Origin of the sequence: Rhodococcus sp. NPDC019647 (assembly GCF_044389235.1) — a bacterium.
Classification (GTDB): domain Bacteria; phylum Actinomycetota; class Actinomycetes; order Mycobacteriales; family Mycobacteriaceae; genus Rhodococcus_F; species Rhodococcus_F oxybenzonivorans.
On record NZ_JBIRXS010000015.1, the window covers coordinates 60,169 to 73,121 of the forward strand.

A 12,953-nucleotide genomic window follows, 5' to 3' on the forward strand; every position below is an offset into this window, starting at 1 on the left:
CCTGTCACGCGGTCGCCGGTATGCCGATGGTCTTGCTCTCGAGGAACTCCTCGAAGCCTTCGACGCCGTGCTCCCGTCCCAGGCCGCTGTGGCGATACCCACCGAACGGGACGTCGTCGGCGAGGAACGCGGCACCGTTCACGGAAATCGTGCCGGTCCGGACTCTCCTGGCCACGTCTGTCGCATGGGCGACATCGCCGCCGAACACCGAGCCGGACAGGCCGTACAACGAGTTGTTCGCGATATCGATCGCCTCGTCCTCGGTCTCGTAGGGAATGACGACGAGGACCGGACCGAAGATTTCCTCCTGGGCGATCCGCGCGTCGGGGGCGACATCCGCAATGAGCGTCGGATTCACGTAGAAGCCGCGATCGTGGTTCTCCGCCCGGCCCCCTCCGAAGACGATCCGCCCCTCGGTCCTGCCGAGTTCGATGTACCCGAGAACACGTTCGAGCTGAACCGCATTGATCACCGGGCCGATGAATGTCGACGGGTCTTTCGGATCCCCGGGCACCATCGCGGACATGACCGCCTGGGCGACCTGCAGCCCCTCGTCGTAGCGAGAACGCGGAAGCAGCAGACGCGTGGTCAGTGCGCAGCCCTGACCGGCGTGCGAGCAGACCGAACCGGCGATCTGCCCGATGGCTGCCTGCATGTCTGCATCTTCGAGAACGATTGCAGCGGACTTGCCGCCGAGTTCGAGAAGGGTGCGCTTCACCGTCGGTGCGCCGGCGGCAAGGATCTTGCGTCCCGTGGCCGTCGACCCGGTGAACGTGACGACGTCTACCCGCGGATCCGTGGTGAGCGCCTCACCGACGGCATTGTCGGACGAGGGAACGACGTTGAGCACGCCGGCGGGCATGTCGGTGTACTCGGCGGCGAGCTTTCCGATCATCGTCGCGGACCACGGGGTGTCGGGTGCGGGTTTCAGCACCACCGTGCACCCGGCTGCGAGTGCGGCGGACAGCTTGACCATGTTCAGGAAGAACGGATAGTTCCAGGCGGTGATCGCCGCGACCACTCCGGCCGCTTCCTTTCGGACCAGCGGCGCTGTCGAGGTGCCCAGCGCGACGCGGGTGGGGAACTGCTTCTCGTATTCGTACGTGTCGGCGAGATCCGCCATCCACCGCAGCGATTCGATGCCGGGACCGACCTGCATCATGTCGTGCAGGGCCAGGGGAGCGCCCGCCTCGGCCGTGACGACCTCGCCGAGATCTGCTCGGCGCTCGTCCATCGCGTCGGCGAGCTGCCGCAGTATTCGGCTTCGCAGGGACGAGTTCGTCGACCAGTCGGTCGTGTCGAATGCGCGGCGCGCGGCGCTCACCGCGCGATCGGCGTCCTCCGTAGATCCGTCCGCGGTGACGCCGAGAACGTCTTCCGTTGCGGGGTCTATGTTCTCGAACACTCGGCCGGACAGGGCGTCGACCAACTCACCGCCGATCAGCATCCGCGGTTCGGCGAGCGACAACGTCGGCGCGCTCACCGGGGCGTTGACTGAAGATCCCATTGACGTACTTCTTTCGTGTGGGGCCGCGACGCCGTCGCAGCACGGATACCGATGGCGAAGTCGAGCGTGGTGATCAGAGTCCGAGAGCCAGTCCGGCGCCGGCATCCACCCGCACCTCCTGGCCCGTGACGAAGCGGGATTCGTCCGACGCGAGGTAGACCACGAGGCTCGAAATGTCGGCAGGTTCCACCCACGGCGTCGGGATGGGGTGCATGCTCGCGAAACCGTCTTTGACGTCGTCGAGAGTGGGATTGTCGAGGTCGTCGCGGAACATCTTGTACATCGGGGGGCTCTGCAACATATCGGTGTTGCAATTGGAAGGATGAATCGTGTTGGCCCGGATGCCCCTGGCTGCCAGCAGATGTGCCACGGTGCGTACGTACTGCGGGATCATCCGTTTGGCCAGTCCGTACCCGGTTCCTCCCGGGCTGGTCAGACCGGCAGGCATGAGGGCCGCGAGCGAACCGGTGGCGATGATCGAGCCGCCGTCGCTCAGGTGTGGCAGGGCACCGTGGATCGAGTTCACGACGCCGAGGAAGTCGACGTCGAACGAGTCGACGAATCCCTGCATCGGGATGTCTTTGCCGAGCGGACAGATTCCGGCGTTCGCGACGACGATGTCGAGACCGCCCAGTTCCGCAACGGCCGACGCCAGAGCCTTCTCCAGTCCGACACGATCACGCACGTCCACCTTCGCCGACACGACGCGCCGACCTTCGGCTTCCACCAGCTTGACCGTGTGCGCGAGATCTTCCTCGGTCGACAGCGGGTACTCGTTCGTCTCGATGTCCTCACACAGATCGAAGGCGATGATGTCGGCGCCTTCCTGAGCAAGGTTCAGAGCATGGCTTCGTCCCTGCCCGCGCGCGGCTCCGGTGACAAAAGCGATCTTGCCTTCAACTCGGTTCACGACTCTCCTCGATTGACGTTTCGGGTGACGATGCTTGCCTCGACAGCGTCTGATGGCACGCGGGTGCGGAAGAGATCAGACATCTTGTTCATCGGTCGCAGCTCCCGACAGTGCACCCAGCGCGCCCATGCAGCCTCGATTCCGGAAGAAACGAACATCTAACTCCGAATCGGGATCCGCATCTGACACAACGCACATTATTGTGACGCCGTTCACATGTCAATGGTGCTTTCCGGAGCTTCACCAGGTCGAACTCGCCGAGGTCGGCAACCCGAACCCTCGGGGCCGCAACGGCGATCCCGCCGCTCCGTCGATGCGGGACCTCGCCGACAGGCCCGCGCGGTTCCCGAACCGGTCCCCGACCCGAGAGGGCGGCCTTCTCCAGGGCCGAATCGTTCTGACGATAGTGTCATCACTGGACGGTTGGGCTCACATCAAGGAAGCGTGGAACACATGGATCTTCTCGTTCGCGACAAGGGCTATCTCGTCGTCGGTGGAACTGCCGGAATGGGGCTCGCGTCGGCCCGCGCCCTCGCCGGAGACGGCGCCTCGATCGTTGTGGTGGGGCGCGACGCCGCACGCGCGGAGCACGCGGCCGCCGAGATCCGCGAAGCCGGCGCCGCACGTGCGTACGGACTGTCGTTCGACGTCGGCGTCGCCGGCCAGGCCGAACAGGCGGTGGCAGAGGCGGTCGAACTCCTCGGCCGCCTGGACGGGGTGGCGGTGACCACCGGCATCCTCGGGAAGGAACCGATCGAATCACCCGAGGAGATGTGGATCGGGGCTCTCCGCGACGTCGTGCTGGGCACGACGCGGACGGTCGAGGCCGCACTCCCCCATCTCACCTCCACCCGAGGCACGATCGTGACGACGGCGGCGTACTCGGTGCGCTCTCCCGAACTCGTGCGACTGCCGTACGCATCACTGAAAGGTTCCGTCGCGGTGTTCACCAAGGGGATCGCGAAGGCGTATGGCAGCAAGGGCATTCGCGCGAACTGCATCTGCCCGGGGGCCATCGAGACGGACGCGTTGCGGGCGATCCGTACCCACGTGGCGCAGGAACGGGGATACCCGTACGAGGAAGCGCTGGAACGGGTGATGGTGGAGGAGTGGGGCCTCGAGGCGGCGCTGGGCAGGCCCGGACAGCCCGACGAGGTCGGCGAACTCGTTGCATTCCTCCTGTCACCGCGAGCCGGCTATATGACCGGTGCCTTGGTGAACATCGACGGCGGCACGGACTTCTGACACCGCCCGGCCGCCGCCGACCCCTCCATCACTCCGCGAAATGGACGTGCCGGAGTTCGAACGGGCCACCGACGAACGGCGGGGTCATCTCGTCGAATCCCACTACACCCGGCGTGTGCAGGTACTGAGTCGCCGGAGCGCAGATGAACACTTCCAGCGCTTGTTCGGACGCAACCCGGGACGCCTGCTCCAGCAGTGCGGTTCGGGTTGCGTCGCCAGGCTCGTGTGCCAGCGCTGACCGGATCGTCTGCGCGAACCCGTCGGGGAGCGGGCCCTGCTGGCTACGATCCAGGTAGCGGTCGCGAAGGGTGAAGCCCGGTTCGGGGTTTCCCGCCATGCTGTACTGCCAGGCATCGACCTCGCCCGATTCCCATCTCGGCAGCGCTTCACCGAAATCGGAGTTCTCGAAGTTCATCTTCACACCGACGGCCTGCAGCTGAGCCTGGATGCCGACGGACAGTTGAGCGTGCGCGCCGGTCGTCAACGCCTTGATCTCCAGGCCGTCTGCGTAACCGGCCTCGGCCAGCAGGGCACGCGCCTTGTCCGGGTCGTAGTTATATCCGAATCCGTCCTCGGACACATGTCCGTCGACTCCCTCCTGGAGCGGCTGCGACGTCGGAGCGCACTGTCCGTTCATCAGAGAATCGTTCAACGCGTCCCGGTCGATCGCATAGTTGAGCGCCTGACGGACGCGGGGATCGCGCAGCGGTCCGCGATCGGAGTTGAGATAGATGGTGTACCAGGACGTCCGCCCCGAGGTGGACAAGGTGAAGTCGCCCGAATCGGCCATGGCTGTCGCATCCCGGTACTGGCTCATCCGCGAGAGCGCGGCATCGATCTGACCACTGCGAAGCGCATTCATGCGCGCGTTGTCATCCACGATCCCACGGATCTCGACCTTGGGAATCACGTAGGTGTCCGGGTTCCAGTAGTCGTGCACCCTCGTGAACGTTGCCTTGTCCCCGACCGTCAGAGACGTCAGCTCGTACGGGCCCGATCCAGCGGGATGCGTACTCAGGTCGTCATCAACTGCCTTCGGATTGACGATCGATCCCAGAGTCGTCGCCAGAATGAACGGCAGATCGGTCGACGGCTCGTCGAGCGCGAACTGCACTGTGTAATCACCTGGTGCACTGACATCCTCGACCATCGTGAACTTGTCCTGAGCCGACGACTGCGGCCGGTGCAGCGCCCGGTCCATGCTCGCGACGACCGCCTTCGCATCGAGTGGCGTGCCGTCGTGGAACTTCACGTCGCGCCGGAGAGAGAACGTCAGCGTCCGGCCGTCGGCAGAGTAGTCCCAGGACTCGGCCACGCTCGGCACCACCGTGGGTACACCGTCGACCGGTTCGATTGCGGTCAGCCGGTCGTACAGGAGGTCGATGTACGGGTGAGCCCCGGCCGCACTCGGGTTCATGTGCGGATCCATCGACGACGGGGGAATGAACCACGCCACCGTCAGTGAGTCGGTGTGGCCCGTAGTACCACCGGCGCCTCCACATGCGCCTGCGCCGAGGGTGGCGACCGCGAGTGCCCCGATCTTGATCACACGAGACGAAGCCATGAACTTCTCCGATCAGATGCCGAGATCCGACGAGAACGGTCCCGGGGATCAACTGAATGGCGGAATTTTCACGCCGATCAGAAAGCTAGTGCTCCAGCTCACATCTGTCAAAGTGCCCGGGCAATCGGGCGCGGCAGGCCCGCAGGTGAATTCACTCGACCGCGGACACAGGAAAGGGAGCGTGGACATGCGCCTCCACGCTCCCCCGCCTCCGTGATCAGACGATGCCGAGCTTGTCCTTCGCGGCTTCGAGCTTCGACGGAATGTGGTCGGTCGGCCAGAGCCCGTCGGTGGACCCGTGGTCCTTGAGCACCGCCCTCGCCACCTGACGCAGGTGAACCTCGGTCGGACCGTCCACGAGGCCCATTACCGGCGCCGTGACCCACATCTTGGCCAACGGAGTGTCTTGGGTGACACCGAGGGCCCCGTGTACCTGGATCGAGCGCTGGACGATGTCGTGGAGCACCTTGGGTGTAAGGAACTTGATCGCGCTGATGTCCTTGCGGCACAGCGAGTAGTCCTTGGTCTTGTCGATCAACCACGCCGTGCGAAGAACGAACAGCCGGAACTGCTCCAGTTCCGCATACGATTCGGCGATGTAGTTCTGCACGGTCTCGCGTTCGGAGAGCGCCTTCCCGCGGGTGGTGCGGCTCAGTGCCCGCTCGCACATCATGTCCAGTGCACGCTGCGCGAGTCCGACCGTACGCATGGCGTGATGGACGCGACCACCGCCGAGACGGACCTGGGCCACCTCGAAGGCTCGTCCCTCGTCACCGAGCAGCGCGGTGTGGGGAACACGGACGTTGTCGTAGTGGATGTAGGCTTCCGAGCCCTCGTCCGCCGGTTCGTGGATCAGTGCCAGGTTGCGCTCGATCGTCAGACCCGGAGAGTCGGTGGGAACGAGGAACATCGACATGCCCTTGTGCGGGCCGGCCTCCTTGTCCGTGTACGCCATGACGATGCAGAACGTCGCGTAGCGGGCGTTGGAGGAGAAGAACTTCCAACCGTTGATGATCCAGTCGTCACCGTCGCGGACGGCTGTCGTCTCGAAACCGGAGACGTCGGCGCCGCCCTGCGGTTCGGTCATCGAATAGCAGGAGAAGATCTCCCCCTCGAGCAACGGCTGGAGGTAGGTCGCCTTCTGCTGCTCGGTGCCGAAGTGGGCGATGATCTCGGCGTTCCCGGTGTCGGGAGCCTGGGTCCCGAAGATGACCGGAGCCCAGGCGGAGCGGCCGAGGATTTCGTTGAGCAGGGCGAGTTTCAGCTGTCCGTACCCCTGCCCACCGAGAGCGGGTTCGAGATGGCATGCCCAGAGCTGCTGGTCGCGCACCTTCTGCTTGAGCGGATCCACGACTCGACGGTGCTCGTCGTCGAGTGGCTTGTAGTTGTCGTGCGGCCACACCAGATCGAGCGGCTCAACCTCCTCGCGCACGAACCGCGCGGTCCAGTCGAGTTTCTTCTGAAATTCAGGATCGGTTTCGAAATCCCAGGACATTCCCATTCCTCGATTCTTCGGTGCGACGTCGTGCGTTAGCGGAGCGACGTCGACTTCGACAGGTTTGCGGCGAACTGCATGAGCTCGAGCACGATTGGACCGAAGCGGGCGACGCGATCGTCCGCCTCCCCCTTCGCGTGCCTGGCGACACTCGCCTCCAACACGATGGCCAGTTTGAACCGGGCGAGAATGACGTAGTAATCCACGTCGGTGACGTCGCGTCCACTGACCGTCGCATAGTGCTCGAGCATGTCTTCGCGGGACGGCATCCCGTCGTAGTTCAGATAGCGGGCATGCTGCATCGCATCTCCCTCGGGCGGCCACGCGACCAGCACCCAACCGAGATCGAGCAACGGGTCGCCAATCGTCGCCATTTCCCAGTCGATGATCGCCGCGAGCTCGGCTGGCGCACCGTGTCGATACATGACGTTCGCGAACTGGTAGTCACCGTGCATGATTCCGGGCTCGAAGTTCCGGGGCTGGTGGTTGCGGAGCCACGTTGCGGTCTCGTCCAGTCCTGGAATGTCGCGGAACTTGAACCCGGCCAAATGCGACAGCCAGCGATCCACCTGCCGGTCGAGGAAGCCGTCCGGCTTACCGAAGCCTTCGAGGCCCTGCTTCCAGTCGACGCGCGCCATCTTCGCGGCGCCGTCGACGAGTTGGATTGCGAGTCCCGATCGGACCTGTAGATCGGTGTCGAACGGCGCCGCCCAGCCGCCGCCCATCGGGCTCCAGCCGTCCACCAGATCCATCAGGTAGAAGGGCGACCCGATGACAGACACGTCATCGGTCGCGCCGCGCAGCCTGGCGTGCGGTACGTCGGTGTCTGCGAGGGCCCTGAGAAGCTGCGCCTCACGCATGAGGACTTTGGCTCTGCCTTCGACTCCGTAACCGGGTGGACGTCGAAGCGCCATCTTCTCGCCCCCGCGAAGGATCTCGAAGAGCTCGTTCTGCGATCCACCGGCCAGACTCCGCGCCTGCACCGGTTCGCCGGCTCCGGGAATCCCTTGGCCGTCCATCCATTTGCCGAGCGCTTCGACGTCGAGCGAGAGGGCGGGCTTGTCGTCGACCCGGTCCGCGACCGAGGTGCTGTCACTGTGATCTGCCATACTTGGAACATAATGACTGATTTAGCAGAATGCAATTACTCTGTGGACATCTCCGGCATACTCCCTGCTGGAGACCCGCGAATCCGCGAGAGGACACCGATGACCCCTACCGAAACTCCCACCGTGATGTCGGCAGCCCGCATCCACAGGATGGGAGATCCCGACGCGATAGGCATCGATTCCGTCGCCGTTCCGGCACCGGGACGGGGAGAAATCCTGGTTGCGGTGCGCGCGGCAGCCGTGAATTTTCCCGACACCCTGATGATCGCGGGAAAATACCAGGTTCAGGTGCCACTCCCCTTCGTCCCCGGGCACGAGGCGGCCGGCGTGGTGCACGCCGTGGGGCCGGACGTCACCGCCCCGGTTCAAGGCGACCGGGTGGCGGTCCTCGCCCCGGGAGCATTCGCCGAGTACGTGGTCGCACCGGCCACCGCTGCTGTGTCGATCCCGGACACCGTCGGTTTCGACGAAGCCGCCGCTACCTGGGTGTGCCACCTGACCGCGTATCACGCGTTGCGGTCGACAGCCGAGATCGTCTCGGGCGAGAAGGTTCTCGTTCTCGGAGCCGGTGGTGGAGTCGGGCTCGCCGCCGTGGAAGTCGCCACCATTCTCGGGGGCCGGGTCGTCGCTGCCGCATCGTCGGCAGACAAACTCGAGGCCGCTCGCAGCCGGGGCGCGGAATTCACAGTCGACTACTCCGCAACCGATCTGCGGACCGGAGTCCGAGAGGCGATCGGCTCGGGCATGATCGACATCGTCATCGACCCGGTGGGCGGCACGCTGTCCGAACAGGCACTGCGGGAGATGCGCTGGGGCGGGCGGTTCGTCACCCTGGGTTACGCCAGCGGACACATTCCCCAGATCCCGCTGAACCTGGTGCTGCTCAAGGGCGTCGACGTTCGCGGCCTCGAAATTCGCACGTTCGCCTCCCACGACCCCGGCCGCGCAGAACGAGACCGCGCAGAGTTCACGAACTTGTGGGCGTCGGGCCGGATCCGGCCCCTCATCGGCGCCCGGTATCCCCTCACCCAGGTGAACGCAGCTCTGCACACCGTCGCTGCGGGGCGGTCTCTCGGCAAGACGGTAATAGAAATGGCCTCCTCACCCCACGCCGCGGAGTGCTGATGGAGATCCAGCAACTCCGATGCCTCGTCGCGGTCGCGGAACACGGTTCGTTCACCAAGGCGGCCGCAGCCATACATCTCACGCAGCCGTCGCTCTCGCATGCTGTCGCGAAGCTCGAATCCGAACTTCGGATGCAGCTCTTCCACCGATCCTCCCGCGGTGCGACATTCACATCCGCCGGTCACTCGATCCTGGCGCCCGCGCGGCGGGTACTTTCGGCGCTGGACGACATCGACGCCACTGTGTCGTCACTGCGCGGCATGACAGAGGGAACGGTGCGGGTGGTGACCACCCGCTCCTTCACTACCTCCATCGCAGAAGTGGTGTCGGAATTCTGCCGCCAGTTCCCGCAGATGAAGGTCACGATGGGTGCGCCGAGAACGGAATCGGAGGTTCATTCACTCGTGGCATCGGGTGACTGCGACATCGCCTTCGCGCGAGTGGACCGCACGCCCCCGGAGCTCTCTGCCGACGTACTCGACGTGGAGTCGCTCGCGGTCATCGTTCCGCGGCGCCACGATCCCCACCCGGACGCCTCCGACATCACCTGGCCCCAGGCCGCCGAACTTCCGCTGATAGTGCCGCCGATCGGCAATCAGGCGCGTCTCGCGCTCGATCGCGTGTTCGCTGCGCACGATGCCCGAATGACGGTCGCGGTGGAGAATGAGGACTACGAGTCGACCCTGGAGATGGTGCGCGCCGGTGTCGGTGCCTGTCTCGGCACCCAGGGGGTGTCCCGGCTGCCGGACGGAGCGCGGATGAAGACCATCGTTCCCGTGAGCGAAACCAAGATCGGCCTTCTCTGCCGGCCGGGAACGCTCGCCCCCGCAGTATCGGCGTTCAGAGCGATTGCACTGCAGTCTTTTCCCGGTCGGAACCAGATACGGACACCGATGGCGGTGAACAGCTGAGCTCCCCCGCGGTCAAGCGGGGGAGCTCGATGACATCACGGTGTCACGCAGTCGCGGCCCTGGGAAAGTTGTACAACTTCCGGGCGTTCAGTTCGACGATCTTGTGTGCTTCGTCATCGGGAACATCCTGGAGCAGTTTCGTGGTGTACTGCCGGCTGTTGGGCCAGTTCGAATCCGAATGCGGGTAGTCGCACTCCCAGGTGATGTTGTCGATACCGATCTGGTGGCGCCGGGCGACACCCTCGAAGTCGTCGATGAAGCAGCCGTACATGTGCTCGCGGAACAGATCTGACGGACGCACTTCCTTGTTTACGTTCTGATACCAGCGGTGCTTCTCCCACGTCAGATCGATCCGCTCGAGCAGGTACGGCATCCACCCGATACCACCCTCGGACAGCGCAACCTTCAAATTCGGGAACTTGTAGAACACCGGTGAAAACAACAGGTCTGCGGTCGCATCCATCGAGTTGGTGCCGAAGAGGGCGATCATCACGGCCATCGGAGCCTCCGGAGAGGTGATGGGCGCCTTACCCGAGGAGCCGAAGTGCATGCACAGCGGCATCTTCGTCTCCTCCGCGGCACGGAAGACCGGATCCCAGAAATCGGTGTAGAAGGACGGCAACCCGAGGCCGACGGTGTTCTCGGGGAACGTGATCGCCTTCGCCCCCTTCGCCGCGCACCGGTAGATCTCCTGCGCTGCCTCCTGCGGATCCCACAGCGGCAGAATGATCAGAGGAATGAAACGATCGGGATTGGACGCCGCCCATTCATCGAGGTGAAAGTCGTTCCACGCCTTCACCGACAGCAGCGCCAACTCCCGGTCCGTCCCTTCCAGAAACACGGTGCCGGCGAAACGTGGGAAGGATGGGAAGCACAACGCAGCCTGCACGCCGTCGATGTCCATGTCCGCCACTCGTGCCTTCGGGTCGTAACACCCCGGCAGCATGTCGGAGTAGCGCGTGGGATCCATCCCGTATTCCTGCGGCTTCTTGCCCGCCACCGCGTTGAGGCCGATGTTCGGATAGATCCGGCCCTCGTACGACCACACCTCGGCGAGCTTCTTCTTCTTGGGCGCGGTGTCTCCTTGGCGGGCCGTGTCGAGCAGCAGCGCCGACAACCCCTCGTCGCCGTGACTCTGGCTCATGTCCATCTCGATGATCCGCGGGCCCTGCTCGTGGAACTTCTTGGGCAACCGATCGGTCCACACGGTGGGCGGCTCGATCAGATGGTCGTCCACCGAGATCAAATGCATATGGTCCTGAAGCGGCACAGCGACTCCCTAGTGAATGGGATGACGGGTCATGGTCCTGCGTCATCCGGATTGCCAGTGATCTATCTGACACTGTGTCATCGTAGTGATGTGAGTCACCACCGTCAATCTCTAGCGGGATCTCCTGGGTATCCAGCACCGAATCGGCGACTCGTACCGACCAGGAATCCACAAAATTCGGCTCTCACAACCTCCTTCTGACGGATGGTTCGGGTCACTTGGTGGTCTTTCCGGCATAGCGCACGTCGAAGATGCTCGTGAAGTCCGCCTGCCCCAGCGTGTCCATGCCGACCGTCGAGGACGAGTACGCGACGATCGTCGGTACCCCACAGATGAAGACGTCGTATGCATCGTCGGCCGCGATGCCGGAGGCGCGGCGCAACAGCTCGGTTCTCTCGCCGTCATCGAGCCGCGGGTCCAGCGATTGCAGCACCGTCTCGGAGAACTGGGCCGACGGCGGGCTCGGGAAGCGGTAGTCGGCCATGTAGTTCAGCAACAGTGACTGGCCGGGAATCGGATACGCCAACCGCGAATTCAGGAGCTCATAGTCGCCCTGACGGAAAGTCGACTGTGCATCGACAGCCGGAATGGGCAACAACTGGGCGTCGACGCCGATGTCACGAAGTTGTGCCTGAACCGACGTCGCCATTTCCTGTTGCGGCGACGCGCCCGCGACATAGATCACGCGCAGGGACAGGTTGTCCGGTGCCCCCGCCTCCTTCAGCAGAGCCTTCGCCTTGACCGGATCGTGCGTATAGAGGGCGGTCCTGCTGTCGTCGTGGCCGTCCACGCCTTCGGGAAGCGGTTGCGAGAGTGGTGCACACTTTCCGTTCAGCAGCGCCGAATTGATACCCTCGCGGTCGATGGCATAGTTCAACGCCTGCCGGACCTTCGCGTTCTCGAGTCCGGGCGTGCCGATGTCGAGTTGGACGGCGTACGACTGGACGGTCGGATACTCGTGTACCTCGAACCCCGAACCTCCGGTGACAGCTCGGATCTCGTCGTACTGGTCCGGATCGACCTTGATGGCGTCGACCTGTCCGGAACGGAACGCATTGAGCCGTGAATTGTCGTCAGCCATTCCGATCAGCTCGAGCCGCTGGGGCTTCTGCGCGTCCGGATCCCAGTAGCCGTCGTAACGTACGTACGTCACACGATCACCGGGGCGCACCTGATCGAAGCGGTACGGTCCCGAACCGGCGTCCGTGCGGCCGATGTCGAGTCCCGCATCGAGAGCCTTCACATTCACGATCGCCGCCTCGGTCGTCGACAGCACGGCGGGAAGATCGAGCGCCGGGCGACTGGTCGAGATCCGCACCCTGTTCCCGTCGACGGCGTCCACACCGGTCACCATGTCGAATCTGCCCGCCACCTTCGACTTCTGCGGATCACGCGCGCGGGCAAGGCTCGCGACGACAGCCTGGGCGTCCACCGGCGTGCCGTCGTGGAACGTCACGTCGTTCCGAAGCGTGAAATCGACCGACCTTCCGTCGTCGGCGAACGTCCACGATTCGGCGACCATCGGTGCGATCGTCGGACCACTGACAGCTTGGGTCAGCCGGTCGTACACTGGAGACAGAAACGGGAAGTCGATCTGATAGTTGCCCGACTGGTGGGGATCGAGATTGTTCGGGACGACGTTGCCGGCCACTCGCAGAGTCGCCGTGCGATCCACCTCGCCTTGTGCCCCGTGCTCGCCTGTCGCGGTCCCACACGAGACCACGACGCCGGCGGCCAGCACAGCAACCGCCACCGCGTATCGACGGCGACGAGAACTTCTATCGAACATGAATGTGCTCCATTTCCTCGGAATCGAC

At 64.3% G+C, this 12,953-nt stretch carries 10 protein-coding genes; 3 read left to right on the plus strand and 7 right to left on the minus strand.

What is annotated here, in order from left to right; all coding sequences use genetic code 11:
- Positions 1-4: 4 nt before the first annotated feature.
- Both ACH49N_RS23950 and ACH49N_RS23955 read right to left on the minus strand, forming a co-directional pair.
- Complete coding sequence (locus ACH49N_RS23950; protein ID WP_358274939.1) at positions 5-1,507, minus strand: aldehyde dehydrogenase family protein; 1,503 nt, start codon at positions 1,505-1,507, stop codon at positions 5-7.
- A 73-nt stretch (positions 1,508-1,580) separates the two neighbouring features.
- Entirely contained in the window at positions 1,581-2,417 is an 837-nt protein-coding gene (locus tag ACH49N_RS23955) for a mycofactocin-coupled SDR family oxidoreductase (protein ID WP_358274941.1), read from the minus strand.
- A gap of 453 nt (positions 2,418-2,870) precedes the next feature.
- Between ACH49N_RS23955 and ACH49N_RS23960 the strand changes: the two genes are divergently transcribed.
- Entirely contained in the window at positions 2,871-3,662 is a 792-nt protein-coding gene (locus tag ACH49N_RS23960) for an SDR family oxidoreductase (protein ID WP_358274943.1), read from the plus strand.
- Positions 3,663-3,690: 28 nt separating this feature from the next.
- Here ACH49N_RS23960 and ACH49N_RS23965 read toward each other — a convergent pair whose 3' ends face one another.
- The 3 genes from ACH49N_RS23965 to ACH49N_RS23975 all read right to left on the minus strand — a co-directional run bounded on the left by ACH49N_RS23965 (position 3,691) and on the right by ACH49N_RS23975 (position 7,830).
- Positions 3,691-5,226 (minus strand): ABC transporter substrate-binding protein, encoded by a 1,536-nt coding sequence (locus tag ACH49N_RS23965; protein WP_358274944.1) that lies wholly within the window; start codon positions 5,224-5,226, stop codon positions 3,691-3,693.
- A 217-nt stretch (positions 5,227-5,443) separates the two neighbouring features.
- The gene (locus ACH49N_RS23970; RefSeq protein WP_358274946.1) at positions 5,444-6,721 is read right to left on the minus strand and encodes an acyl-CoA dehydrogenase family protein; all 1,278 of its coding nucleotides are present in this window, start codon (positions 6,719-6,721) and stop codon (positions 5,444-5,446) included.
- Positions 6,722-6,756: 35 nt separating this feature from the next.
- On the minus strand, positions 6,757-7,830 hold the full coding sequence (locus ACH49N_RS23975) for a phosphotransferase family protein (protein ID WP_358274948.1): 1,074 nt from the start codon (positions 7,828-7,830) through the stop codon (positions 6,757-6,759).
- Between the two features lie 126 nt (positions 7,831-7,956).
- Between ACH49N_RS23975 and ACH49N_RS23980 the strand changes: the two genes are divergently transcribed.
- Together ACH49N_RS23980 and ACH49N_RS23985 are read left to right on the plus strand one after the other, a co-directional pair.
- On the plus strand, positions 7,957-8,955 hold the full coding sequence (locus ACH49N_RS23980) for an NADPH:quinone oxidoreductase family protein (protein WP_397504781.1): 999 nt from the start codon (positions 7,957-7,959) through the stop codon (positions 8,953-8,955).
- Complete coding sequence (locus ACH49N_RS23985; RefSeq protein WP_358274951.1) at positions 8,955-9,866, plus strand: LysR family transcriptional regulator; 912 nt, start codon at positions 8,955-8,957, stop codon at positions 9,864-9,866. Before ACH49N_RS23980 ends, ACH49N_RS23985 begins: the two co-directional genes overlap by 1 nt.
- A 43-nt stretch (positions 9,867-9,909) precedes the next feature.
- Here the strand turns inward: ACH49N_RS23985 and ACH49N_RS23990 are convergent, their stop codons facing one another.
- Both ACH49N_RS23990 and ACH49N_RS23995 read right to left on the minus strand, forming a co-directional pair.
- Complete coding sequence (locus tag ACH49N_RS23990) at positions 9,910-11,136, minus strand: amidohydrolase family protein (RefSeq protein ID WP_358274952.1); 1,227 nt, start codon at positions 11,134-11,136, stop codon at positions 9,910-9,912.
- Positions 11,137-11,350: 214 nt separating this feature from the next.
- Positions 11,351-12,925, minus strand: a complete 1,575-nt coding sequence (locus ACH49N_RS23995) for an ABC transporter substrate-binding protein (RefSeq protein WP_358274954.1) — start codon at positions 12,923-12,925, stop codon at positions 11,351-11,353.
- Between the last annotated feature and the right edge of the window lie 28 nt (positions 12,926-12,953).